The sequence below is a fragment of the Hydrotalea sp. genome, assembly GCF_049968455.1.
GTDB lineage: Bacteria > Bacteroidota > Bacteroidia > Chitinophagales > Chitinophagaceae > Hydrotalea.
Map to the genome: position 1 here is coordinate 182,184 of NZ_JBMFQT010000001.1, position 25,611 is coordinate 207,794.

The window sequence follows — 25,611 nt, forward strand, 5'->3', positions numbered from 1 at the left end:
AACAGGTTATGCAACCCATAAAAAAAGCCGAAACAAACAGTTTGTTTCGGCTTAAATATTCATTCAAAGAAATTAATTGGTTGCTTTAATTTCCTGCATTGGGTTAGGTGGATTCACCGGGTTCCTTCTATTCATCAATCCGGCTTTAAATAATTCAAACTTTGTGGGCGCATTTACTTTTGGCCATTGGTTGTTTGAAACATCAATATCAGCAGTTTCCCGATAGGGATCTAACAAAATGGAAGTAACGGACTTATTGGTAACGAAAACTTTGGTTACTTCATTTTCATTCTTACGCCAAATTTGTGCGGGTATTCTTTCAATTTCTTTGGTGCCATCATTAAAAGTAAATTGAACAATAATTGGCATCACCAAACCACCTTTATTTTTAAAAGTTACCTCATATAAATGTTTGCCTAAATATGGTTTTAAATCTTCAGCAGTAAATGGTTCAACTGCAGCAGGTTCAGGTAATTTTACTTTTATGGTAGAATCGTATGCAATAATTCCACGATCATATTTCCAATAAAAATCATGTAATGAAGTGTCTGCATCAGTTAAAAAAGTAATGCTACTATTTTCTCTATTTCGAATTTTAGAAATATCATCGAATTGAGGTACAGCAGGTTTTGCTAAAGGTAGCATTCGTGTACCATTACGTTGGGGCATAATGCCGGTTGAATTTTCATTCACAACTGCATGTTTAACAGTATCAATAGCTATGTCGCAAGGTTCAGTAGTAAAAAACCAACCTCTCCAAAACCAATCTAAATCTTCACCGCTGGCATCTTCCATAGTTCTAAACAAATCGGCAGGTGTAGGATGTTTAAATGCCCAACGACGTGCATATTCTCTAAATGCGAAATCAAACAATTTACGCCCCATTACTGTTTCACGTAAAATATTTAATGCTGTTGCAGGTTTGGTATAGGCATTGGGACCGAACTGAACAATATTTTCACTATTTGTCATAATAGGTTCTAATTGATCTTTCGGCAAACGCATATAATCGGTAATAGTCCATGCAGCCCCTTTTCTGGAAGGAAATTTATTATCATATAATTCTTCCGTAAGGTATTCTACAAAACTATTCAAACCTTCATCCATCCAAGTCCATTGGCGCTCATCACTATTTACAATCATTGGGAAGAAGTTGTGGCCTACTTCATGAATAATAACACCAAGCATTCCATTTTTTACTGCTTCACTATAAGTACCATCTTTTTCTGTTCTTCCGTAATTAAAGCATATCATGGGATATTCCATGCCATTACTAGCTTCAATACTTTGTGCTACCGGGTAAGGATAAGGGAAAGTAAACTTAGAATAGGTTTTAATGGTATGTGCTACCACTTTGGTAGAAAATTTCCTATATAATCCGTAAGCTTCTTTACCATAGGCACTCATACACATAATTTTTTTACCTTCTATATAGGTAGGCATTGCATCCCAAACAAATTTTCTGGAAGAAGTCCAAGCAAAATCGCGAACATTATCGGCATTAAAAATCCAGGTTTTAGAGGTAGTAGCTTTCCCCATTTCTGCTTTTTTGGCTTCATCTAAAGTAACAATTTCAACAGGCTCTTTTGCAGTTTGTGCTTTTGTCCAACGAGCGTATTGTTGTGGGTTTAATACTTGTTGATAGTTTTGACAAGTACCTGTACCCATTACAATATGGTCGGCTGGAACAGTCATTTGTACTTTAAAATTGCCAAAGGTTAAAGCGAACTCACCACGACCAGTGAATTGATGGTTTTGCCATCCTTGAAAATCGCTGTACACACATAAACGTGGGTACCATTGCGTAATGGTAAATAAATAATTTCCATCTTCAGGAAAATATTCATAACCACCACGGCCCCCCATTTGCATTCTGTCGGAAATTTTGTAGCTCCAGTTAATTTTAAAATTGAATTGCTGTCCAGGTTTTAAGGGTTGCGGTAAGTCAATCCGCATCATGGTTTTATTTATGGTATAAGGCAAAGCCTTCCCCGTAGCTAAGTTAATTACCGCATGAATTTTATCGCCATAACCATTGTCTTCTTTCGACGTTTCTAACCGATCAATCATGGTATTGGTTAAACGGTTACTTAAATAACTGGCATCTTGGTAATTGGCATTATGTAAATTGTTATGCTCATTCTCATCCAACTGAATCCATAAATAGGTGAGCACATCGGGAGAATTATTATAATAGGTAATGTTTTCCGTACCGGTTAAGGTTAAATTTTTTTCATCGAGCGAGCATTTAATATCATAATCACAGCGTTGCTGCCAATATTTTGGCCCTGGAGCCCCACTGGCCGTGCGATATTCATTAGGAGTTGGTAAAATTGTACCCAATTGTTCAAACCTGTTACCATGATTTGAACCGGGATTGTTTTGAATGTTTTGCGCTTGCAAATGCTGCACAAAAAGAAATAAAAAGCATAAAAAAGTCCATTTTCTCATAGCATTCAATGTTTTATATATGAAAAGGTAATCTTTGAAAACACATTTCTAAGGATAAGGCAATAATGGCGGCTGACAAAAATAACAGATAGTCACGTCGGCTTATCTTTAAAATGGAAACCAAAATAAAAGCAATAATTAAAATAATAAGCACAATGATTAATTGCCCTATTTCCAAACCACAGTTAAATGCAAATAGTTGCCAAATTATATTTTCGTTTTTCCCCAATAAACTTTTTAAGTAGTTACTAAAACCTAACCCATGAACAAGCCCGAAAAATAGGGCAAAAAAATAAATGATAGGAAATTTCGATTTAAATACAAATTTCTTTACAAACAAATTACTAAAAGCCGTAATAAAAATAGTTATAGGAATAAGAAACTCAATCCAGGCAGTTGAAAAGTGAATAACATTTAATACACTTAATGCTAAGGTTATAGAATGGCCTATGGTAAATGCGGTTACCAATACCAACAATTTTTTCCAGTCGGAAAACTGATAGCGGGTACACAAAGCTGCCAAAAACAAAATATGATCTAATGCAGTGATATTGGCAATATGTTGACGACCAAGGGTAAAATACAAATTAAAATCGCTCATGGCAATGAATATAATACCGACATTTGTATTTACCAAAAAATAACGATAAATGGTTGCTATTTTGTATAAATGGGTATTACTGGCTTTTATAAACATGGCCCATCCGTTTTATGTATCGGTTACTGACCTGCATTATAATGATAAAGAGAAAATGGTTGAAGTAAGCATTAGAATTTTTACTGATGATCTTGAAAAAACACTGAAAAATAATTTTAATAAAAATATCGACCTCACGCATCCTACCAATACAACTGAAGTAAATAATTATATTAATCAATATATTTTAAACAAACTAAATATAAAAATAAACAATAGCATTTCAAAAATGAAATATGTTGGTTATGAAATTCAACAAGAAAGTACTTGGTGTTATTTTGAAATTGACAATGTTAGTAGCATTCAATCCGTAGCAATTACTTCTACCCTTTTATATGACTACCAACCTAGCCAAATAAACATATTTCACATTACATATAACGGTAAAGAGAAAAGTTACAAATTAGATAACCCTAACAGCTTTGTAAGCTTTACTTTTTAGTTAGCTTTTTGTTAGGACTAGTTAAATCAACAATAGCATAATGTTGTAACACTTTTGGCCTGGTTTCAGGATTTAAGAATGAAATATTCAATTGGCTAACATGAAAATTATCTCCTCTATGCAACACTTTTACATAGGGAAATTTGTGTTGAATAATTTCTAAGCTATCTGCATTGGTAACTACAATTTCATTTGGTTGTAATGCGTTGATAGTTGTATCAAGAAAAATATGTTGCCCATAAAAATAAAATGGATATCCGGGATGTATACCTGCAATAACAACTTTATTTTTATCAATGTGTTGGGAATTAATATATCCGGCCGCAGTATTACCCATTTGAAATTGTAGTAAAGTTGGATAAAAAGCTGTATTCAAAAAGATATTAATACCTATGATTGTAAAGAAAGCAATAATCAACAATCGGTGAAAATGTAATCGTTTAGAATAAAACAATGAATACATTAACAATAAACACAAAGAAGAAAGTGCGGCCACATATTTTGGAATGTCTGAAAAAGGAAAAGCAATTAAAACTATCAACGCAATCCATAATAAAGTAAATATAATTAAATGCAACAATACCAAAGTGCGACGTAAATGCCTCCATTGATGCTCAAAGAATAATTTATATAAAAACTTAGCGGTAATAATGGCTGCTAGTGGAAAAACCACAAATATATAATGGGGCAATTGTGCCTGACTTCTGGCTAATACGCAATAAGTTAAAATAAAACCTCCAGTTGAAATCCATTCCTGATTCAACAATAATCTTACTTTTTGTTTTATAAGCATTTTAACTTCCAAGAATAATGCTATTAAGAAGAACAAAATCCACGGCAAAAAACTCCAAAGCATATTTTGAAGCAAGAAAGTAAACTCATTCATTTCTCTATTGGCATTCTCGCCGGTGTATCTACCAAAACTTTGTGTCCAGTAATAAAATTTTAGTCCGGATGTTATATAGTTACCACCTACAATTTTTCCGGGATGCATATCAAACTGCCTATAAAGCCCTATGCTCATGGGTAACAATAAAATGGCAATGATTGCAATGCCTAATACATATTCCCAATGCCAAAAATGTTTCCATTCTCTACTCAAAATAAATTGAGGTAAAAAACACAATATGGGTACAATTAATCCAATAGGACCTTTCGTTAACATTCCACCTGCAATGGCTATACTAGCAATAACAAAATGAATAATTTTTTGTGTGTTGAACCAGGTTGCTAATTGCCAAATGCTAAGCATTACCCACCCCATTAACATGGTATCAGTTCTTACATCATGGTTTATTAAAAAAAGTGCTTGGCAAGAAGCTAATACCATTGCACTTAAATAAGCTATATCTTTTTTATAATAGAGCAATGCAAAACGATAGGTTGCATATATGGCAAGTAATGAAAACAAAAAAGAAGGTAAGCGATAAGCCCAATCATGTACACCAAAAACATACATACTGAAACCCGATAGCCAAAACAGCATAGGAGGTTTATCTAAATAATCATGACCTAAATCATAAATCTGTAAAAAACTTTTATGTACATACATTTCTCGGGAAATAGATGCATATTGGGCAGCATCAATATCCATTAAAGGAATTAAAAATATTCCCAACAGGTAGGTAATAATACACAAACCAATAACCAATAAAACAACATTTTTTTTTAACATATCCGTTGCCTTAAGCCACCCATTCAAACATTTTTGCGCAAAATACAGTTAATTTAATGAGAATTATACAAACAAAACCTAAATATAATCTTAGCTTAAAAACCAACATTGCAGCAACTACTATGCCATGGTAATAAAATATACCGTTTAAGTGTTGAATGCCAATAGAATATTAATATGCAACAACTAATTCAATTGATTATTCACTTCAACAATTTGTTTTTTATAGTTGGATTACTTAGAAAATTAACGGCAGATTCTATAAATTTGCAAACGCACCTCTGCAGAGCAAATAATCCAAACTTATATGTCATTAATCAAAAGCATTTCAGGAATTCGTGGAACCATTGGAGGTAAACCCGATGATAATTTAAGTCCGATTGATGTTGTAAAATTTTCTGCAGCATTTGGCACCTGGTTATTACAACAAAATGTAACCAATAAAAAAGTTGTTATTGGTCGCGATGGAAGAATTAGTGGTGCCATGGTACAAGAATTAGCTGCAGCCACACTAATAGCCCTTGGCATAGATGTAATTGATGCAGGTTTAAGTACAACACCTACCATTGAAATGGCAATTCAATTTGAAAAAGCAGCAGGTGGCATGATTATAAGTGCCAGCCATAATCCTAAAGAATGGAATGCATTGAAATTATTTAACCATTTAGGCGAGTTTATTTCAGCTGACGATGGGAAACAAGTATTATCAATTGCAGAAAAAAACGAATTTAATTTTGCTTCAGTTGATAAATTGGGTAATAAAACTTTTGATGATACTTTTATTCAAAAACACATACAAGCTATTGTGACTTATGATTTGGTAGATGTTCAGGCCATTAAAAAGCGAAAATTTAAAATTGTAATTGATGCAATTAATAGTTCAGGTGCCATTGCTGTACCCGCATTATTACAGGCCTTAGGTGTAAAGGACAGTGATATTATTGTTTTAAACAGTGAAGTGAACGGCAAATTTGCACATAATCCCGAGCCTTTACCCGAACATTTACAGGAATTGTGCAATGCCGTAAACAAACATAAGGCCGATATTGGTATTGCCGTTGATCCTGATGTTGACCGCTTATCCTTTGTTTGTGAAGATGGAAGTTTATTTGGTGAAGAATACACCTTAGTGGCTGTTGCTGATTATGTTTTGAATAATAGAAAAGGCAATACCGTTAGCAACATGTCAAGCACCCGAGCATTAAAAGATGTTACCTTAAAACATGGTGGCAACTATTACCCTTCAGCAGTGGGTGAAGTAAATGTGGTAAATAAAATGAAAGCGGTTAATGCCGTAATTGGCGGTGAAGGAAATGGCGGTGTTATAGTACCCGATTTGCATTATGGTCGTGATGCCCTAATTGGTATAGCGTTATTTCTAACCTTTTTAACCAAAGAAAAGAAAAGTGTAAAGCAACTTCGAAATACCTATCCCGATTATTTTATTAGTAAAAATAAAATTGAGTTAGGTAAAGACTTTAACATTCAACAAATCTTTGACCAAATCACTAAGAAATATAAAAAATACCCCATCAATACAGAAGATGGTTTAAAAATTGAGTTTGAAAATGATTGGGTTCATTTACGCACCAGTAATACCGAACCTATTATTCGCATTTATGCAGAAAGCAACTTTTCAACCACAGCCGACAACATTGCCAAAAAAATGATGCAAGACATAAAAGAAGTAATGTAATAGGATAAAAGTATATTAGTTTCATAAAAATTGCGGTTTACATGCTCATGTAAACCGTTTTTTGTAAGCACAATTACAGTATTTACCTTTACACATTATTATACTATACCTATCACCAACATGACTAAGAGAATTTATTTCGACAATGCGGCTACTACCCCACTCGACCCCGAGGTTTTAGCTGCTATGATGCCTTATTTAACTGAACATTTTGGAAATCCATCTTCTATTTACAGTTATGGCAGAGAAACGCGTATGGGCATTGAAAATGCACGTAAAACCGTAGCTAAGCTATTAAATGCCCATCCTGCAGAAATATTTTTTACCAGTGGTGGAACGGAAAGTAGCAACACGGCAATCAATGCTGCCATCACAGATTTAGGTTGTAAACACATTATTACATCACCTATTGAGCATCATGCAACCTTACATACCGTTGAGCATTTACAAAATGCACATAATATCAAACTAACTTATTTGAAGATTCTAGAAAATGGACATGTTGATTTACATCACCTTGAACAAATTTTAGCTGCCAGCAATGAAAAATGCTTTGTAACCTTAATGCATGCCAACAATGAAATTGGAAATATTACAGATATAGAAGCAGTTGGAAATATTTGCAAAAAATTCAATGCCATTTTTCATAGTGATACAGTACAAACCGTTGGGCATTTCTCATTTAATTTAAGAGAATTGCCCGTTCATTTTATTACCGGTGCTGCCCATAAATTCCACGGACCAAAAGGAGTTGGCATGTTGTATATTAATGAGAATATTAAAATACATCCGTTTATACAAGGTGGTGCACAAGAAAGAAATATGCGTGCTGGCACTGAAAATGTATATGGCATAATTGGATTTGCCAAAGCCTTAGAACTTGCAACAGCCAATTTTGAAACCAATAGCACCTACATTCGATCATTGAAAACCTATATGATGGAACAATTAAAAATGCACATTCCAGGCATTGGTTTCAATGGTGATACGTCTAATAATAGCCTATATACAGTACTGAATGTAAGTTTCCCTAAAACTGAAAAAAGTGAAATGCTGTTATTTAATTTAGATATTCATAACATCTGTGCAAGTGGTGGCAGTGCTTGCACTAGTGGAGCCGACCAAGGAAGCCATGTAATTAGAGCATTTAACAATAACCCCAATAAAGTTGCCGTTCGTTTTTCTTTTAGCAAGCACAATACAAAGGAAGAAATTGATGAGGCTATTCAACACTTAAAAACAATGATTTAATTAAGTAGCTTTTAAAAGATAGTGTATCAAAAGGCTTAATTAATCTATATTTTCTTTAAAATATTTTCAACTTTTCTAAAAATACTGAGGCTGATTAACATTAATCAGCCTCAGTATTTTATACAGTTTGTGCTTTTAAGGCTATTGTAATTTCAGTGCCAATTTTTTGAATGAAAGCACATGATAAATCATTAACAATACAGGTACAAAAACAAGTGTTGATAGTAAAGAGTTTTTATAAAATGGCAATCCATCTAACATACACATACCTAAGCCTTCCAATGTTAATGGACGTTGGTAACCTCCATGAGTAGCCCATACCCACCCATTAGAAAGTAAATAATAAATAGTAGGTCCGGCAATAATACCTATTAATATTCCACTATAACTTTTCCCTTTCAATAGCCAGCCTATACTGACCAACACACTTAAAAATAAATAATTCAAAAACTGATAGCTATATATTCCCGGAAAGCCAAACAAACCGTTTAAATAAAGTATTTCTATAATTACATCACTAGCTACCAAGGCAATTAATGGAAACAAAAAGGTAGAATGTTTTTGGTGTATCATCATACCTGACACAAGTGCTATAGCCATAATTGGCGAAAAACCACTCCAACTAATATTATTTGCAAAAACCAACTTACAGCTAAGTGTAAGTGTTATAATTAGAATACCATAAATAATATTTTTCATTGAAAGTTGCATAGGGTCATTTTATATATTTAAAAAATAAAAATTAGTGAATCATTGCAACAAAAATAAGTATTCCGGTGGTTATATTGCTGTAACATTTTATAAAATCGGAACAAATGCTTTAAACAATTGAACACTACCACTACTATTTATTTTGTATTCTGTATTTGGTATAATATAACAAGCTTCACCCTGTTTTATCACTTTATTCTTACCGGTGTCATCTTGAATAATGAAGCTACCCTCCGCTGCTAAAATAATTTCTGGGGTAGAAGCCACTGATTCGTATTGATTGGAGCCTTGCCATTGAATTTTATTTAAAGCAAAATCACTTACCGGACAAAGATATTCACTTTCGGGTGAATGAAGGGTTATAGCCTTTCCTAATAGCACCTCTGGAATAATGGGCTCAATAATGATATGTTTTAATAATTCAGCTACATCAATATGCTTGGGGGTTAAGCCTGCTCGCAAAACATTATCACTATTGGCCATTAACTCAACATTTTGTCCTTCCAGGTAAGCATGCGGAACCCCGGCCTGTTGAAATATTCCTTCTCCTTTTTTTAAACAAACTATGTTGAATAAATAAATTGAAAAAATTCCTTTATCAATATGTTTCAATTCATCACCATTTTCAAAAATCTTTGCCACCCACCACCCTGCATCAAATTTTGTTAATTGTTGGGTAGCTTTTTTATGTAATTCCTTTCGCACTAAAGTATGCAACATAGTATTCACATCAGCTTGTTCCATTTCCATTACAAACTGATAAAGTGCTTTCAAACCTTGTTTTTTAAACAAAGGCAATAAAATACTTAACTCGGTAGTATTGGCAAGTGTAGCTTCTATAGCATTTAAGCTTTTAAAACCGTGTAACAACCAGAACTCATCGCTCAAAGCAACCATTACTTCAGGCTTATGGTTTTTGTCCTTATAGTTACGATTAGGTGCATTTACAGGAATCCCAAAGCTTTCTTCCTTTTCAAATCCTTTTAAAGCATTTTCTTTAGTTGGATGTACTTGAATTGAAAGCATTTCGCGTACATCTAACACTTTTAATAAAAAAGGCAATTCACCAAAAACTGAAAATACTTTGTTAGATAAAGTCAATTCCGGATTTGACTTAATAAAATGATATAAACTTATACAAGAACCGTCGTCTGCAATTATTTCGGATGTATGTAAGGAATGGGCACCTAGCCAATATTCGGCATAAGGCTTATGTTCTGCATTATGAATATTTAACAAATGCGGTATAAAATCATACCCACCCCATGCATAGTGCTGAACTTTACCCTTTATTTTATATATCTTATCTTGCATGTATATTTACGAATTTAAATACAAATGTGCTTACGTTAGAATGTAAAAATTTGTATTATCATTGCTAAACTATGATTTCCTGTGACTTGTAAAAATAAATTTTTACACATGTCAATAACCAAACAAACTGGTAATTTTGGCGAAGATTTAGCCAAAAAATATATGATAGAGCAAGGCTTTCAAATATTACATACCAACTGGCGTTATAAAAGTTGGGAAGTAGATATTATTGCTGTAAAAAACAACATTTTACATTTTATTGAAGTAAAAACGAGGAAGGAATCTCCGTTCGGATATCCGGAAAACAATGTAAAACAGCAGAAAATGAATGCTCTTAAAAAGGCAGCCACTGTTTATTTAGAACAAAATCCACAATGGCATTCCATTCAGTTTGATGTAATTGCCATAACACTTCAAAAGAACTTAGTAAAGGAAATTTATTGGATAGATGATGTGTTTTTTTAAATTTAAAGAAACAGCCCTCATTTCTTAAATTTAAGAATAAAACTACTTTTTTTAAATTTAAAATTTCCAAACTAAAGTGAAATAGCCTCCATCATTTTTTCAACCATTGAATACGTAGCCGGACAATATTGTACATTTTGCTGATGTACATGTAAGTATTGCACAACAGGCTTTTTAGTTAAATGTGGAAAACCGGCACAACTTTGAGGCCTAACGGCATAAATGCTACACTTATTATCTTTTAAATTTAAAAACTGACAAGGTTGTTTATCATTTACCCAATCTTTATCTTTTTTATCGAAGTGCAACCAACGATTTTTCATTTCATCTACTGTAATGTTTAGGTAGGCTGCAATGCGCTTCATATCGGCATTGGTAAAAGTTGGAGTCATTGTTTTGCAGCAGTTGGCGCATGTTAAACAATCAATTTCCTTCCAAACAGCATCATTCAAAGTAACCACCAATTTATTCAATGTACGAGGTGGTTTTTTTTCAACTTTACCAAGATATTTTTTAAAGGCAGAATGATGATGCCTTACTTTTTGTTTAAATGAACGCAAGTTTACAGGTTCCATAAAATGTAAATATTACAAGTATGGCGGTAAAAGTATTGTGGTTTTAGCAAATACAAAAATTAATGTTACAACTTACAGAAGCAGTAATTTTCAAAACAATGACAAAAACCACAAATACTTTAAAAGCTAATTATAATTTTAAATGCATTATTTTACAACCTGATTTTAGATTATGTGGGATTCAGTAAAGAAAGGCTTTAAAATGTATTTACAGCTTGAGCGTTCCTTAAGCAATCATTCTATTGAAGCTTATTTACACGATATAGATAAACTAACCCAATATCTACAACTAAACAACGAAAAGAAAAATCCCTCAGAAATTGAACTAAATGACTTACAAAAATTTTTAGAATGGATTAGTGATTATGGGCTTACTTCTACTTCGCAAGCACGCATTATCTCAGGAATTAAGCAATTTTACAAGTATTGTTTGAGTGAGCAATTGGTAAAAATTGATCCTACCCAACTATTAGAAGCACCTAAAACCAAACGCAGTTTACCCGAAGTACTCAGCTTTGATGAAATTGAAAGAATGATTGCGCAAATTGATGTTAGCACTAATGAAGGTACCCGAAATAAAGCCATATTAGAAACTATGTACAGCTGTGGTTTACGTGTAAGTGAAGTAATTAGCTTAGCCATTAGCCAAATTTATGTTGATGTAGAATTTATTAGAGTTACTGGCAAAGGCAACAAAGAACGATTAATCCCCATAGGCCAATCAGCTTTAAAATATATACAACTTTACATTGAGGGTGTACGCAAGCACCTTAACGTTAGTAAGGGCTGTGAAGATATTTTATTTTTAAACCGAAGAGGCGGACAGCTTACTAGGGTTATGGTGTTTTATATTATTAAAGATTTAGCAACAAAAGCGGGCATTCAGAAAAATGTTTCACCACACACTTTCCGGCATTCATTTGCCACACATTTAATTGAAGGCGGTGCCGACCTTAGAGCTATACAAGAAATGTTGGGCCATGAAAGCATTACTACAACAGAAATATACACCCACCTCGATCGTAATTTTTTACGATCAACCTTATATAGCTTTCACCCGGCCTTTAAAAATTAACACCAATAAGTGGCTTATTCCAAAAAGGTTTAATAGGTTTGTAATTAAATAAACGCTGTAATATGAAAAAAATAGTATTTGCATCCATTGCACTATTAACTATGCAATTAGGATTTGCTCAAATTAAAGTTCCTGCTGCCAGTCCAACTGAAACCATTACTCAGGACTTTGGCATGGGTAAACTTGAATTAACTTACTCTAGGCCTAACTTAAGAGGCAGATCTGTTTTTAAAGATAATAGTGAATTGGCACCGCTTGGAAAAGTTTGGCGTACCGGTGCAAACGCTTCCACTAAATTAAAAGTAACCGACCAAATTGATTTAGCTGGTAACAAACTTGATTCAGGTACATATGCAATTTTTACTATACCGGGTAAAAAAGAATGGACTATCATTATTAATAAAGATTCAAAAAATTGGGGAACAGATTATAGTGCTAATGATGATTTATTTCGATTCAATGTACCTGCCGAAACTACTAAAGAATCAATGGAAACCTTTACCATGCAATTCACCAACATTCAACCCGAAAGTTGTGAATTACATTTAATGTGGGGAAATGTTGATGTAAAAGTGCCCATTATTACCCATATTGTTAGTAGGTTAAATGAACAATTTGAAAAAGCACTTTCTGCTGACAATGTAAACCCTAATTTGTATTTTGCCGCTGCAAATTTTTACTATGATATTGCCAAAGACTACAACAAAGCATTAACTAACGTAACCAAGGCAACTTATAGTAATCCTAAAGCCTACTATATGTTTTTGTTGAAAGCTAAAATTGAAAAAGCTTTAGGTGATAAAGCCAGTGCTAAAGCCGATGCTGAAAAATGTGTTCAATTGGCTACTGAAGCTAAGAATGATGATTACATACGCGGTGCTAATATGTTATTAAAATCACTATAACCATTCATTGCCCCACAAAAAAAGACTGCCGCATCAAAATATTTATGCGGCAGTCTTTTTATTAAAAAGAATAGAATTAATGTACTTCAGCCATATCAGGAATAGCATCTACCTTATAAGCTCCTGCATCTAACTTTGCTTTCGTTTCACTAAATGCATTCAAGGTTTCTTGAATATCAGCATCAGTATGCACAGCAGTAGGAATTAATCGGTAAATAATGTGTCCCTTTGGAATTACAGGATAAACTACAATTGAACAGAAAATGTGATAGTTCTCGCGTAAATCCATAACCATGGCTGTTGCTTCCTCAACGCCACCCTTCATGTAAACGGGTGTTACTACTGAATCGGTTTTACCAATATCAAAACCTCTTTCTGTAAGCCCTTTTTGCAATTTTAAAGCATTTTGCCACAATTTAGCTTTCATTTCGGGCATATTTCTTAACATTTCCAAACGCTTTAAATTCCCAATTACAATAGGCATTGGTAAGCTTTTGGCAAATATTTGCGAACGAATATTGTAGCGTATATAATCAATAATTACTTTAGGACCTGCTAAGAAAGCTCCAATAGAAGCCATTGATTTAGCAAATGTTGAAAAATAAAGATCAATTTCATCTTGGCAACCTTGCTCTTCTCCGGCACCTGCACCGGTTTTACCCAATGTACCAAATCCATGCGCATCATCTACCAATAGTCTAAATTCAAATTGCTTTTTTAAAGCAGCAATTTCTTTTAGTTTACCTTGATCACCAGCCATTCCAAAAACACCTTCAGTAATAATTAAAATTCCGCCGGCTTTTTGCTTTTCAATTAAAGCAGTTGCTCTCTCCAATTGCTTTACTAAATCTTCCATATCATTGTGCTTGTATACATAGCGATGCCCAGTATGTAAACGAAGGCCATCAATAATACAAGCGTGGCTTTCAGCATCATAAACAATTACATCGTGCCTGCTGCAAAGCGCATCAATCGCACTCATTATTCCCTGATAACCATAGTTCAATAAAATAGCATCTTCTTTATGTTCAAAAGCTGCCAACTCTTTTTCCAATTGTTCATGATAGTTACTGTTACCACTCATCATTCTGGCACCCATAGGAGCAGCTAAGCCAAATTCTTTGGTGGCTTCTGCATCCGTTTTCCTGATTTCAGGATGATTGGCTAAACCCAGATAATTATTTAAACTCCACACAATCATTTCTTTACCACGAAATTTCATGCGATTACCAATTTCACCTTCTAATTTCGGAAAGGCAAAATAACCATGCGCTCTTTCACGATGCTGCCCAATAGGACCGTAATGCTTTACTAATCTTTCAAAAATGTCTGCCATGCCACAATAAAGTTTTTAAGTAAAAAAATACCTACACTTTGGCAACTTAACCATCATTACAAAGGGTTAATTTAATTACCACATATAAGTTAGGCTGCAAAATTAGTAAATTGCTAAAATGATAGACCAAAAAAGATTTTGACCATAAAATGAACGTTTAAACAATAAATTAATAAACCAAGCAAGCCTATGATGCTTATCTTTAACCCTTTAAACGGAAATTATTATGAATAGAAAAAGAATGTTGATGTTACTTACAATGGCCATCTTAGCCATTTCAGGTGCAGTTGCACAAAGTAAGCCAAATAATAATGCTTCAGATGCAACGGTTGCCAGACCCAAATTAGTAGTTGGAATTATTGTAGATCAAATGAGATGGGATTATTTGTATAGATTTTATAATGTTTATGAACCTACCGGAGGATTTAAACGATTATTGAATCAAGGATTTTCGTGCGATAACAATTTAATGCCCTATTTACCAACAGTAACCGCGGTTGGGCATACTTGTGTATACACCGGCAGTGTACCCACCATTGCTGGTATTACCGGTAACAACTGGTATGATAACAATACTCATAAAACCGTTTATTGTACCGATGATGCCAGTGTAAGTACAATAGGTAGCAATACTAAAGCTGCAGGAGAAATGAGCCCCCGTAACCTTTGGGTAACCACTATTACCGATGAGTTACGACTTGCCACTAATTTTAAAAGTAAAACTATAGGTATATCTATAAAAGATCGCGGTGCCATTTTACCCGCAGGCCACGCAGCAAATGCGGCTTACTGGTATGATTATCAAACCGGTAATTTCATTTCAAGCACTTATTATATGAACCAATTACCGGAATGGTTAACGGCCTTTAATAATAAAAAATGGGTAGATACCTATTATGAAAAAAATTGGGCTCCTTTATTACCCAAAGCCACTTATGAAGCACTTTGCGATGTGGATGTGAATGATTATGAAAGCCAACCTTTTGGAAAAGATCAAAAAGGTTTTCCTTACAACTTAGAGAAATTTAAAGGGAAAGATTACAGCAAAATTGCCAGTACTCCTTATGCCAATGATTTGTTGGAAAACTTAGCAGAAACTACCATTTCCAATGAACAATTAGGTAAAGGAAATGCTACAGATTTTTTAGCTGTTAGTTTCTCAAGTACTGATTATATTGGGCACTCATTTGGTCCGAATAGTTGGGAAGTGTTAGATGTTTATGCACGTTTAGACAGAACATTGGGTAAATTTTTTGATTATCTGGATAAAACAGTAGGCAAAAACCAGTACACCGTATTTTTAACTGCTGACCATGCGGGTGCACAAATTCCTGAATTCTTAGCTAAACACAATATACCAGGTGGCAGAGCCGATGATCCGGATATTAAACGTTCGCTAAATCAATATTTAGCTGAAAAATTTCACCAACCCAATTTAATTAATGCTGTTTGGGAATTTGATGTTTATTTAAACCATAACTTAATTGATTCATTACAATTAAATCAAAGTGCTATTGAGAAAAGCATTACTCAATACCTGCAAAAAGATGATAGAGTTTTAACCGTTGTAAACAAGGCAAAGGCAGCTACTGCCTCATTACCAGTAAACATCAGAGAAATGATTGTTAATGGTTATACCCCTAAACGCAGCGGTGATTTACAGATCATTATGAAATCGGGAGTTATGGATGCTGGCAAAACCGGAATGAGTCATGGCGTTGCTTATACCTATGATACACATATTCCTTTGTTGTTTTATGGTTGGGGCATTCAAAAAGGTCACTTAAACAGAACAACATATATGACAGATATTTCAGCTACTATTGCTGCTTTATTGAAAATACAAATGCCTAGTGGTTGTATTGGTCAGCCTATAACAGAAGTATATAAAAATAACTAAAAGAAAATAAATGCTTAACAAAAAAGCAGTGCATATGAATGAGCACTGCTTTTTTGTTGTGATAGCATTAGAAGAAGTAGTTAAGCAAGTTTGGCTTGCAAATTGGCATTTAAGGCTTCTAAAAATTCCTCAGTATTTAAGTAATGTTCGCCATGTTTTACTTTATTGCCGTAAATACAAACCGCCAAGTCTTTGGTCATTTTTCCGCTCTCCACAGTTTCAATACAAACAGTTTCTAAAGCATGACAAAAATGAATTAGTGCTTCATTATTATCTAATTTTCCTCTAAATTCCAAACCACGTGTCCATGCAAAAATTGAGGCGATGGGGTTAGTAGAAGTAGGATTACCTTTTTGGTATTCACGATAGTGGCGTGTTACTGTACCATGTGCCGCTTCGGCTTCCATAACTTTTCCGTCGGGTGTAATTAAGGTTGATGTCATTAAACCTAATGAACCAAACCCTTGTGCAACAGTATCGCTTTGTACATCACCATCATAATTTTTACAAGCCCAAACAAAGTTACCATTCCATTTTAAAGCTGAGGCAACCATATCATCAATTAAGCGATGTTCATAAGTGATACCTGCAGCTTCAAATTTGGCTTTAAATTCATTTTGATATATTTCTTCGAATATATCTTTAAAGCGACCATCGTATTTTTTTAAGATGGTATTTTTTGTTGATAAGTACAAAGGCCATTTTTTATTCAAAGCTTGATTAAAGCAAGCATAAGCAAAACCACGAATACTTTCATCAGTATTGTACATAGCTAATGCGACACCGTCACCTTTAAAATTATATACCTCAAATTCCTGAATATTTCCGTCTTCCCCTTCAAACTTTATGGTTAGTTTACCTTTGCCTTTTGTAACAAAATCGGTTGCACGATATTGATCACCAAAAGCATGACGACCAATACAAATGGGTGCTGTCCAATTAGGAACTAATCGGGGCACATTTTGACAAACAATTGGTTCACGGAAAACCGTACCATCTAAAATATTACGGATTGTGCCATTAGGGCTTTTCCACATTTGTTTCAAGTTGAATTCTTTTACTCTTGCTTCATCGGGAGTAATAGTTGCACATTTAATACCTACGCCCACTTTTTTTATGGCATTGGCAGCATCAATAGTAACCTGATCGTTAGTAGCATCGCGATGCTCAATACCTAAATCAAAGTATTGAATATCTACATCTATGTAAGGTAATATTAATTTATCTTTAATGTATTTCCAAATTATGCGCGTCATTTCGTCGCCATCTAATTCCACAACAGGATTTGCTACTTTAATTTTTTGTTTCATATACCAACTAATTTATTTTAAGGGATACAAAAGTAGGGTTTTTGATATTTTATTAAACTATAGTATTTATAGCTTCTGCCCCATCCATGTATTTACTACCATTTACATATTGACCACTAAAACCGGAATTTTAACCCGATGCCTTACCGTTTCAATAGTTTCACCAAACAAATAATCTTTAATGCCACGATGTTGATGAGCTCCCATTACCAATAAATCGGCATTGTGTTCCTCAACAATTTTCACAATTGCTCGTTTACGGTGATTAAACCCTAATGCAGTAATTGCATTATGCCCCATTTGTGTTAATTGTTCAGCATATTTATTTAATCGTTCTTGATCTCGTCGGGTTTCATCATCATCACTCATCTTGCCCGAAAAAATGGAGGATACACTTTCTACTATGTGTATAAGGATATACTCCGTATTTTCATTCCCTTGCGCCAATGCATACGAGATGAGTTTTTCATCCTTACTTGAAAAATCAAGTGCAATAGCAATTCTATTATTTTCTTTCACGGGAAGGGTTTGTAGTTGGGGAATTTCGCCATGCATTTTAAATATTTTGTGCATTCTATGCCGAACTATTAAAGGCAAAAAAGTAGTAGTTAAAAATAACCAAGTGAAAAAAATGGCTGCAATTGCAACAATAATTTTCCAAACTAAATTTCCCGGTTCAGCATATAATTCTGCTGCCTGTTCCACCACCATTTTTACGTTTAAATAAATAAGTATAATGGCAACAAGCCATGAAATAAACTTAAGGGGTAAACTAATAGCAAATTTTCCCATGGTAGCCTTATCGCTTACAAAGTGAATGAGTGGCACCATAGCAAAACCGAGTTGCACACTTAATACAACCTGACTTAGAATTAATAATGCATCAATTCTGGTATCGCCATAAACCAGAATAGTAAATACAGCTGGAATAATAGCTAGTAAACGTGTAAGTAGTCTTCGTAACCAAGGATTGATACGAATGTTGATGTAACCTTCCATTACAATTTGCCCTGCATATGTTCCCGTAATGGTTGAACTTTGGCCGGCAGCAATTAAAGCAATGGCAAATAATAAAGGTGCTAATTTGCTACCCAACAAAGGTTCCAGCAACCTATGTGCATCCTCAATCTTAGCCACATCAGTATTCCCGGTAGTAAAGAAAACAGAGGCAGCTAATACCAAAATGGCTGCATTTACAAAAAACGCTGCATTTAAAGCAACAGCACTATCAATATTATTATATTTTATAGCACGTTTTAGGCCTTCTTCATCAGTACTTATTTTTCGTGTTTGTACCAAGGCCGAGTGTAAGTACAAGTTATGTGGCATAACGGTAGCTCCAATTATACCTACAGCAATGTAGAGTGCACCACTACTTAAATGGTGTGGAACAAAACCCTTCACAACATCACTTAAAACCGGTTTTGCCAAAAGTATTTCTATTAAAAAAGAACCACCAATAATTATTACCAATGCAATAATAAAAGCCTCTAACTTTCTAATGCCAAAATTCTGTAATAGCAATAGAATTAAGGTATCAAATACAGTAATGCATACACCCCAAATTAAAGGCAAACCGGTAAGCAGATTAATTCCTAAGGCCATTCCTAAAATTTCAGCTAAATCGCAGGCTGCAATGGCAATTTCTGCCAAAACATACAAACTAAAATTAATAAATTTAGGATACACTTCACGGTTAGCTTGTGCCAAATCTCTTCTACGTACAATGCCTAAACGTGCACTTAAACTTTGTAACAATAATGCCATTAAATTGCTCATTAACAATACCCAAATAAGAGAATAGCCAAATTGAGCACCACCTTGCAAATCAGTTGCCCAGTTACCCGGATCCATATACCCAACACTAACTAAATAAGCCGGACCTATGTAAGCTAAAATTCTTCGCCATCCTTTCTTGGGTTGCTTAGTTGTATCTACAGTTTCATGTACCTCACTTAAAGAAGCCTCGCTACTGTGTTGTATTAATTTATTCATAAATATTCCTCACAAATTTAACTGTTTCAATACGGCAAAACAATTAAACTTAATTGATAATTATTATTTTTAAAGTTCGAAATTAGCAACATGAAAAAACTGCAGTATTCATTGGGAGTTACATTTGTTATTTTTTTTATTTGTTGTCAGCAACAAAAAAAAGATTTCAGTGGTGCAAAACCAATTAATAGCAACGATTTTTTTGCGGCATTTTCGCCTATCAATTTACCTTTAACAATTGCTGACACAAATATTAATTCATTTTCGGACACAACTTCCATTGGATTGAAAGCAATGGAACAATTTATTCCGGATAGTTCAGTAATTCCCTATAGCTTCAATAAAAAAGCCGTTGTACACCCGGTTGGAAGTATTCAAAAAGCGAAGGAAAAATACTTATTAGCCAATTTCACCATAAAAAATAATACCCATTTGGTTGTTTATGTGTTTAATGAAAATAATCAATTCAGGGCGGCAAAAGAATTATTAACAATGAAAAATAATGATGGATATTTTCATAATGTGTACATCAATAAAGAACCCACATTTTTAATTAGTAGAGAAAAATATGGCTCTGACAAAAAACTAATGTATACACGAAACGGTTGGATATATAATAGCGGTAATACATTTATGATAGCCATGAGCGATGGGAATGAGAATACTCTTAAAAACAATACCATTATTAACCCTATTGACACATTGCCACAAAAAAATAAATTCAGTGGTAATTATGTAAAGAATAATAAAAATTTTATAGCCATCCGAGATGGCAAAACGTCCAAACTCTATCACTTCTTCATTCACTTTGAAAACAATGACAATTGCACCGGTGAATTAAAAGGCACTTTAAAAATGATTGGTGAAGAAAAAGGTATATACAAGGAAATAGGTGAACCTTGTGGCATTGAATTTATTTTCAAAAACCATGAAGTTACATTTAAAGAAAATGGTAAATGTGGAAATAAAAGAGGTATACAATGCTATTTTGATGACACATATCCATTGCAAAAAAAACATAAACCCGCAAAGAAGAAATATAGTTAATATTCTATTTCTTTTATAGAGTAAACCACTACAATCGTTTGCAGTTTATAATTTTTACAATTTTATACAGCAACTTTCAAACAATTAACATAGCTTCAATTTTCTTAGTAAGAGAATGTGTAAAAAATACATTTTAAATAAAACAGTTAAATTGCATTCCCAATTCAAATAACCAACCAAGAAAAAACAACGTATGAACTTTCGAAGCTTTCAGGTGCCATTTGCAGTTAGTGAACAATACAATAAGCGTGCCGCCTACTTTTCAATGGAATTTGCGATACACCAACCCTTAAAAATTTACAGTGGTGGTTTAGGATTTTTAGCAGGCTCGCATTTAAGAAGCGCATATGAACTACGGCAAAATATGGTAGGTATTGGTATTTTATGGAAATATGGTTATTATGACCAAACCCGTAACCAAGACCAAACTTTGCAGCCCACATGGATGGAAAAAATTTATTCTTTTTTAGAAGATACAGGTATAAAATTTCAAATTATCATTCACGACCATCCAGTTTGGGTAAAGGCCATGTATCTAAATCCTGAAACATTTAAAACAGCTCCTCTATTTTTATTAACTACTGATTTACCGGAGAATGATTATGTTTCACAAACAATATCACATAGACTTTATGATGCAAATGTGTCAACCAAAATTGCTCAATTCATGTTATTGGGCATTGGCGGTGCTAAATTAATTGATGAAATAGGCTTTAACCCGGATGTATATCACTTAAATGAAGCACATGGTGTTTCTGCTGCGTTTTATTTATTGAATAAGTTTAAAAGTATTGAAAAAGTAAAAGAACACTTAGTGTTTACCACGCATACACCAGAAGAAGCCGGCAATGAAAAACACGATATTTATTTGTGCCAAAAAATGAGTTACTTCAGTGGAATTAGCATTGATGAAGTGAGAAAACTAACCGGTATTCAGGATGATTTATTTAACCACTCATTAGCTGCTCTTCGCTTTGCACGTAAAGCCAATGGCGTTAGTCGTTTACACGGCGAAGTAAGTAGAAAAATGTGGAGCCATTATAATGGCATTTGTGAAATCATTCATATTACAAATGCACAAAATTGGCGCTATTGGGCGGATAAACAATTGTATAAAGCCATGGAAGAAGGCAATGACTTGGCTTTTGATGATAGAAAAAATTATTTAAAAAGAAGAGCTTTTGAAATTGTTGCTGACCAAACGGGAAAGTTATTCGACCCAAATGTACTAACCATAGTATGGGCAAGAAGATTTGCAGGCTATAAGCGTGCCGATTTCTTAACACAAAATTTGGAGCGGTTTGAAAAATTAATCAACGACCCATCAAGACCCGTTCAAATAATTTGGGCAGGCAAACCCTACCCTGTTGATTATCCGGCTATTAGCCAATTCAACAATTTAGTACACCTAAGTAAAAATTATAAAAATGTAGCCGTACTCATTGGCTATGAACTAACCCTTAGCAAACGTTTAAAACAAGCAGCGGATGTTTGGCTAAATAACCCAAGAGTTCCAAGAGAAGCCTCAGGAACAAGCGGTATGACGGCTGCGATGAATGGGGCGATTAATTTTTCAACAGATGATGGATGGATTCCAGAGTTTGTGAATCATGGCAATAATGGTTTTGTTGTACCTAAGGCCGATTATGAAAACTTAAGCGTTCACGATCAGGATAATTACGATTTAAATAAAATGTATGAAATTTTAGAGCAACAAATTGTTCCATTATACTATAACAATTTTGAAACCTGGCGCCAAATTATGAAAAATGGAATGCGAGATGTTCGCTTCCAATTTGATAGTAATAGAATGGCACATGAATACTATGAGTTAATGTATAAGTAATCAGTTAAAATTTCAAATACTTTATAATTTTATAAGCTAAAAAAAGTAAGGGGAAACAAAAAACCCCTTACATTTTTTTTGTAAAGGGTTTTATATTGATGCAAATTACAGGTGTACTAATAATAGCGCAACTTTAGTTCCACTCTTCTATTCATTGCTCTGCCTTTAGCAGTTTTGTTATCTGCAATGGGTTTACTTGAACCGTAACCGGCAGCATGCAAACGATCCGCATTTATACCCTTCGAAACAAAGTATTGCATAACCGCATAAGCACGTTTTTCACTTAATGCCTGATTAACAGCTTCACTGCCTACATTATCAGTATAACCTTCAACGTCTAACTTCAAATTTGGATCATCCTGTAAAATTTTCACCATTTCACCCAAAGGTTTGTAGGAGTTAGCAATTAATTGAGCACTACCGGTAGAAAAGAAAATATTCTTGGCAATTGTATTCACTTTTACAATTACTTCTTCCTTTACAACCGGACATCCAAAGTTTTCCTTTACTCCAAATACATTTGGGCATTTGTCTTCTTCATCATTAATACCATCGCCATCAGTATCGGGTACAGGACAACCTTGGTAACGAGCTACACCTGCAACTGTAGGACATTTATCTTCATCATCATTAATGCCATCGCCATCTGTATCGGGTATGGGACAGCCATTGTATTTAGCTAAACCCGGTACAGTTGGGCATTTATCATTTTCATCATTAATGCCATCGCCATCAGTATCGGGTACAGGACAGCCATTGTATTTGGCAACACCCGGAACATTAGGGCACTGATCTTTATCGTCAGGAATACCATCACCATCAGTATCTTTAGGCGTTTCTTTAACTGGAGGTGGAGGCGTTGGTGCTAATTTCACTTCTTTTTTTCCGGGGGCAATAGGAGAAGCAAAACCTAAACTATATTGAAAATTATAGTTGGTTAAATCTGATACACCTAAATGATAGGAATATTGCAGATTAATGAAATTTCCTTCACCTAAATTAAACTGCAATCCGGTTCCAACAGGAATATAAGCACCAAAATAACTTCCTGCATACATAGAAGCACCAATACCGGCCGATAAATAAGGAACCATGAAGTACTTATCAGTCAATAATTTCAGATTCACATTGGCATCGGCTTCTAATAAAAATTTATCCTGAACAGGGGTTTGAACACCGCTTTTATATAGAAAAGGGTATTTTAAGAATGAACCGCCTAATCCTGCCATGAAATCTAAATGATCAGTAAGACCTTGGAAATACTGCACATTTAAGCCAGGCGACATGTCTTTCATTTTCGTCCATTGCTTGTTTTCAAAAACAGTAGTTAAAGAACTGCTGCTAATTAAATCGGGAGTTGCGAAATCCTTCAGGAAGAAGTTGATACTCAATGAAGGCCTTTTTATCAGCTGAGTTGCATCCTGCGCGAAAACAGATAGCATACCGCCAATACTGATTAAAAGTAGTAGGGTTTTCTTCATAATGTTAATTTTATTATAGCAAAAATAAAGGGGTTATTGAATTTTAATAAAATTTTTGCTATTTTAATATTCAGTTAATATTCACAACCTCTTCACCCGAAGGTTCATTGGGTAATTCTTCTACCTTTACTTTTACCAAACCCATCTTCATAAACTGTAGCTTTTTGGCAGCAATTCTACTCAAGTCAATCACTCTGCCCTTTTTAGACATCCGCTTGTTCATTCGGTCATTAATCCGCACAATTACTGATTTGTGATTCCGAAGATTGGTAACTTTTACCCAGGTATTCAGTTTAAAATTGTTGCTGGCAGCAGTTAATTTTTTATGTTCATATATTTCACCGGTAGCAGTTTCAGTTCCTTGTAAGTTTGAACTGTAAAAACTTGCTATTCCTGTTATTGTTTTTAATGGTTTTACGGGACCATTTGCCGTACTATCCTGCCCTTTTACTTGAAAAGTAAAAAAAATACACACCAATAAATTCAAAATCACAAACTTCATACTACATCAATTTTTGTTAAAAAATTCTTTCATTAGGGTTTACTCAGCAGCAGAATTTAATTTCATAGGCATTTTCATTCGTTAAATTAAGCATTACAGGTATTTCATTCCGTCAAATGACCTAGAAAATGAAAAAATGCTTTAAAATATTTAAAAAGTACCAATTTTAATTAACCAACCAATTGAGGCGATGAACTTTGCTAATTTAAAATATCCATGGTACTTCAATTACCGAAAATATAGTACACTTCTGTGCTTGATATTTGGATATATGGCCTGTACAACTACTATGCCAAAGCGCAAAAATAAGGTAAATTTCGCTGAAAATCAACACTTTTTGAAAAAGAACGATAAACACTATGATAGTTTAAGCATGATTAACATAAAACAATACATTCCGGGTATTGTGATTGATTTAAGATATGCAGGCTACAATAATTTCATGCATATACCTATGTATAAACAGCACCCCAACACTACTTTTTTAAGAAAACCTGTTGCCGAAGCTTTAAAAAAGGCACAAGAGGCGCTTAATAAACAATCACTTTCGCTGGTTATTTGGGATGCTTACCGTCCTTATCATGTCACAGTGAATTTCTGGAATAAGGTGCACGATGAACGATATGTAGCTAACCCAAAAAATGGTAGTGGCCATAATAGAGGCATTGCTGTAGATGTATCCATTATCAACTTAAAAAATGGGCAATTGCTGAATATGGGTACTGATTTTGATAATTTTACCGATAGTGCACATGCTAACTTCATGGGCTTGCCCGATTCTGTTTTGGTAAACAGAAGATTATTACGACAAACTATGCTAGCATATGGTTTTGAATCACTACCTACGGAATGGTGGCATTATAGCTGGCCCAATGCAAAGCATTTTCCCATTTTGAATGTTACTTTCAAGCAACTGCAGCGAATGACTAAGTAATGT

Annotated in this window: 21 protein-coding genes; 10 read left to right on the forward strand and 11 right to left on the reverse strand. The window is 34.1% G+C overall.

Going from position 1 to position 25,611, the window contains the following annotated elements; translation table 11 throughout:
* Positions 1–72: 72 nt before the first annotated feature.
* Positions 73–2,451, reverse strand: a complete 2,379-nt coding sequence (locus ACP5P5_RS00830; RefSeq protein ID WP_428284222.1) for a M1 family metallopeptidase — start codon at positions 2,449–2,451, stop codon at positions 73–75.
* A 13-nt stretch (positions 2,452–2,464) separates the two neighbouring features.
* Entirely contained in the window at positions 2,465–3,148 is a 684-nt protein-coding gene (locus tag ACP5P5_RS00835) for a HupE/UreJ family protein (RefSeq protein WP_428284223.1), read from the reverse strand.
* On the opposite strand from ACP5P5_RS00835, the gene ACP5P5_RS00840 reads away from it, so the two are divergent.
* Positions 3,147–3,590, forward strand: coding sequence for a DUF6702 family protein (locus ACP5P5_RS00840; protein WP_428284224.1), 444 nt, complete (start codon positions 3,147–3,149; stop codon positions 3,588–3,590). The two genes, ACP5P5_RS00835 and ACP5P5_RS00840, sit on opposite strands and share 2 nt — an antisense overlap.
* Here the strand turns inward: ACP5P5_RS00840 and ACP5P5_RS00845 are convergent.
* Positions 3,580–5,265 carry an ArnT family glycosyltransferase gene (locus ACP5P5_RS00845; protein WP_428284225.1) on the reverse strand — a complete coding sequence of 562 codons (1,686 nt, stop codon included), beginning with the start codon at positions 5,263–5,265 and terminating at the stop codon, positions 3,580–3,582. The genes ACP5P5_RS00840 and ACP5P5_RS00845 overlap by 11 nt on opposite strands.
* 307 nt (positions 5,266–5,572) lie before the next feature.
* Between ACP5P5_RS00845 and glmM the strand changes: the two genes are divergently transcribed.
* The gene (gene glmM, locus ACP5P5_RS00850; RefSeq protein WP_428284226.1) at positions 5,573–6,961 is read left to right on the forward strand and encodes a phosphoglucosamine mutase; all 1,389 of its coding nucleotides are present in this window, start codon (positions 5,573–5,575) and stop codon (positions 6,959–6,961) included.
* Between the two features lie 120 nt (positions 6,962–7,081).
* Positions 7,082–8,212, forward strand: a complete 1,131-nt coding sequence (locus ACP5P5_RS00855) for a cysteine desulfurase family protein (RefSeq protein WP_428284227.1) — start codon at positions 7,082–7,084, stop codon at positions 8,210–8,212.
* A gap of 141 nt (positions 8,213–8,353) precedes the next feature.
* Here the strand turns inward: ACP5P5_RS00855 and ACP5P5_RS00860 are convergent, their stop codons facing one another.
* Both ACP5P5_RS00860 and manA read right to left on the reverse strand, forming a co-directional pair.
* Positions 8,354–8,923 (reverse strand): DUF6580 family putative transport protein, encoded by a 570-nt coding sequence (locus ACP5P5_RS00860; RefSeq protein WP_428284228.1) that lies wholly within the window; start codon positions 8,921–8,923, stop codon positions 8,354–8,356.
* A gap of 87 nt (positions 8,924–9,010) precedes the next feature.
* Positions 9,011–10,237 (reverse strand): mannose-6-phosphate isomerase, class I, encoded by a 1,227-nt coding sequence (gene manA, locus ACP5P5_RS00865; protein WP_428284229.1) that lies wholly within the window; start codon positions 10,235–10,237, stop codon positions 9,011–9,013.
* 108 nt (positions 10,238–10,345) lie between these two features.
* On the opposite strand from manA, the gene ACP5P5_RS00870 reads away from it, so the two are divergent.
* Positions 10,346–10,702, forward strand: coding sequence for a YraN family protein (locus ACP5P5_RS00870; protein ID WP_428284230.1), 357 nt, complete (start codon positions 10,346–10,348; stop codon positions 10,700–10,702).
* Between the two features lie 71 nt (positions 10,703–10,773).
* Here ACP5P5_RS00870 and ACP5P5_RS00875 read toward each other — a convergent pair whose 3' ends face one another.
* Positions 10,774–11,277 carry a YkgJ family cysteine cluster protein gene (locus ACP5P5_RS00875; protein ID WP_428284231.1) on the reverse strand — a complete coding sequence of 168 codons (504 nt, stop codon included), beginning with the start codon at positions 11,275–11,277 and terminating at the stop codon, positions 10,774–10,776.
* Positions 11,278–11,449: 172 nt separating this feature from the next.
* Between ACP5P5_RS00875 and xerD the strand changes: the two genes are divergently transcribed.
* A complete protein-coding gene (xerD, locus tag ACP5P5_RS00880) occupies positions 11,450–12,352 on the forward strand; it encodes a site-specific tyrosine recombinase XerD (RefSeq protein ID WP_428284232.1) in 903 nt (300 codons plus the stop codon).
* 62 nt (positions 12,353–12,414) lie between these two features.
* Positions 12,415–13,257 carry a DUF2911 domain-containing protein gene (locus tag ACP5P5_RS00885; RefSeq protein WP_428284233.1) on the forward strand — a complete coding sequence of 281 codons (843 nt, stop codon included), beginning with the start codon at positions 12,415–12,417 and terminating at the stop codon, positions 13,255–13,257.
* Positions 13,258–13,333: 76 nt separating this feature from the next.
* Here the strand turns inward: ACP5P5_RS00885 and ACP5P5_RS00890 are convergent, their stop codons facing one another.
* The gene (locus ACP5P5_RS00890) at positions 13,334–14,593 is read right to left on the reverse strand and encodes an aminotransferase class I/II-fold pyridoxal phosphate-dependent enzyme (RefSeq protein WP_428284234.1); all 1,260 of its coding nucleotides are present in this window, start codon (positions 14,591–14,593) and stop codon (positions 13,334–13,336) included.
* Between the two features lie 226 nt (positions 14,594–14,819).
* On the opposite strand from ACP5P5_RS00890, the gene pafA reads away from it, so the two are divergent.
* A complete protein-coding gene (pafA, locus tag ACP5P5_RS00895) occupies positions 14,820–16,493 on the forward strand; it encodes an alkaline phosphatase PafA (protein ID WP_428284235.1) in 1,674 nt (557 codons plus the stop codon).
* A gap of 80 nt (positions 16,494–16,573) precedes the next feature.
* Here pafA and ACP5P5_RS00900 read toward each other — a convergent pair whose 3' ends face one another.
* Both ACP5P5_RS00900 and ACP5P5_RS00905 read right to left on the reverse strand, forming a co-directional pair.
* Positions 16,574–17,803 (reverse strand): NADP-dependent isocitrate dehydrogenase, encoded by a 1,230-nt coding sequence (locus ACP5P5_RS00900; RefSeq protein ID WP_428284236.1) that lies wholly within the window; start codon positions 17,801–17,803, stop codon positions 16,574–16,576.
* A 102-nt stretch (positions 17,804–17,905) separates the two neighbouring features.
* The gene (locus tag ACP5P5_RS00905) at positions 17,906–19,798 is read right to left on the reverse strand and encodes an Nramp family divalent metal transporter (RefSeq protein WP_428284237.1); all 1,893 of its coding nucleotides are present in this window, start codon (positions 19,796–19,798) and stop codon (positions 17,906–17,908) included.
* A gap of 90 nt (positions 19,799–19,888) precedes the next feature.
* On the opposite strand from ACP5P5_RS00905, the gene ACP5P5_RS00910 reads away from it, so the two are divergent.
* Both ACP5P5_RS00910 and glgP read left to right on the forward strand, forming a co-directional pair.
* Positions 19,889–20,845 carry a hypothetical protein gene (locus ACP5P5_RS00910; RefSeq protein WP_428284238.1) on the forward strand — a complete coding sequence of 319 codons (957 nt, stop codon included), beginning with the start codon at positions 19,889–19,891 and terminating at the stop codon, positions 20,843–20,845.
* Positions 20,846–21,038: 193 nt separating this feature from the next.
* Positions 21,039–22,691, forward strand: a complete 1,653-nt coding sequence (gene glgP, locus ACP5P5_RS00915) for an alpha-glucan family phosphorylase (protein WP_428284239.1) — start codon at positions 21,039–21,041, stop codon at positions 22,689–22,691.
* Between the two features lie 116 nt (positions 22,692–22,807).
* Here the strand turns inward: glgP and ACP5P5_RS00920 are convergent, their stop codons facing one another.
* Both ACP5P5_RS00920 and ACP5P5_RS00925 read right to left on the reverse strand, forming a co-directional pair.
* On the reverse strand, positions 22,808–24,172 hold the full coding sequence (locus ACP5P5_RS00920; protein WP_428284240.1) for an OmpA family protein: 1,365 nt from the start codon (positions 24,170–24,172) through the stop codon (positions 22,808–22,810).
* Between the two features lie 70 nt (positions 24,173–24,242).
* Positions 24,243–24,674, reverse strand: coding sequence for a septal ring lytic transglycosylase RlpA family protein (locus ACP5P5_RS00925; RefSeq protein WP_428284241.1), 432 nt, complete (start codon positions 24,672–24,674; stop codon positions 24,243–24,245).
* A gap of 337 nt (positions 24,675–25,011) precedes the next feature.
* Here ACP5P5_RS00925 and ACP5P5_RS00930 point away from each other — a divergent pair, with 337 nt between their 5' ends.
* Positions 25,012–25,608: a M15 family metallopeptidase gene (locus ACP5P5_RS00930; protein WP_428284242.1), complete on the forward strand. Its 597-nt coding sequence runs from the start codon at positions 25,012–25,014 to the stop codon at positions 25,606–25,608.
* Positions 25,609–25,611: the final 3 nt, after the last annotated feature.

Coding starts and splice junctions, on each gene's coding strand:
- ACP5P5_RS00905 (WP_428284237.1), bottom strand. CDS start 19,798: ATGAATAAATTAATACAACACAGTAGCGAGGCTTCTTTAAGTGAGGTA.
- xerD (WP_428284232.1), top strand. CDS start 11,450: ATGTGGGATTCAGTAAAGAAAGGCTTTAAAATGTATTTACAGCTTGAG.
- pafA (WP_428284235.1), top strand. CDS start 14,820: ATGAATAGAAAAAGAATGTTGATGTTACTTACAATGGCCATCTTAGCC.
- ACP5P5_RS00855 (WP_428284227.1), top strand. CDS start 7,082: ATGACTAAGAGAATTTATTTCGACAATGCGGCTACTACCCCACTCGAC.
- ACP5P5_RS00845 (WP_428284225.1), bottom strand. CDS start 5,265: ATGTTAAAAAAAAATGTTGTTTTATTGGTTATTGGTTTGTGTATTATT.
- ACP5P5_RS00875 (WP_428284231.1), bottom strand. CDS start 11,277: ATGGAACCTGTAAACTTGCGTTCATTTAAACAAAAAGTAAGGCATCAT.
- ACP5P5_RS00835 (WP_428284223.1), bottom strand. CDS start 3,148: ATGTTTATAAAAGCCAGTAATACCCATTTATACAAAATAGCAACCATT.
- ACP5P5_RS00925 (WP_428284241.1), bottom strand. CDS start 24,674: ATGAAGTTTGTGATTTTGAATTTATTGGTGTGTATTTTTTTTACTTTT.
- ACP5P5_RS00910 (WP_428284238.1), top strand. CDS start 19,889: ATGAAAAAACTGCAGTATTCATTGGGAGTTACATTTGTTATTTTTTTT.
- ACP5P5_RS00900 (WP_428284236.1), bottom strand. CDS start 17,803: ATGAAACAAAAAATTAAAGTAGCAAATCCTGTTGTGGAATTAGATGGC.
- ACP5P5_RS00860 (WP_428284228.1), bottom strand. CDS start 8,923: ATGCAACTTTCAATGAAAAATATTATTTATGGTATTCTAATTATAACA.
- glmM (WP_428284226.1), top strand. CDS start 5,573: ATGTCATTAATCAAAAGCATTTCAGGAATTCGTGGAACCATTGGAGGT.
- manA (WP_428284229.1), bottom strand. CDS start 10,237: ATGCAAGATAAGATATATAAAATAAAGGGTAAAGTTCAGCACTATGCA.
- ACP5P5_RS00830 (WP_428284222.1), bottom strand. CDS start 2,451: ATGAGAAAATGGACTTTTTTATGCTTTTTATTTCTTTTTGTGCAGCAT.
- glgP (WP_428284239.1), top strand. CDS start 21,039: ATGAACTTTCGAAGCTTTCAGGTGCCATTTGCAGTTAGTGAACAATAC.
- ACP5P5_RS00840 (WP_428284224.1), top strand. CDS start 3,147: ATGGCCCATCCGTTTTATGTATCGGTTACTGACCTGCATTATAATGAT.
- ACP5P5_RS00870 (WP_428284230.1), top strand. CDS start 10,346: ATGTCAATAACCAAACAAACTGGTAATTTTGGCGAAGATTTAGCCAAA.
- ACP5P5_RS00890 (WP_428284234.1), bottom strand. CDS start 14,593: ATGGCAGACATTTTTGAAAGATTAGTAAAGCATTACGGTCCTATTGGG.
- ACP5P5_RS00885 (WP_428284233.1), top strand. CDS start 12,415: ATGAAAAAAATAGTATTTGCATCCATTGCACTATTAACTATGCAATTA.
- ACP5P5_RS00920 (WP_428284240.1), bottom strand. CDS start 24,172: ATGAAGAAAACCCTACTACTTTTAATCAGTATTGGCGGTATGCTATCT.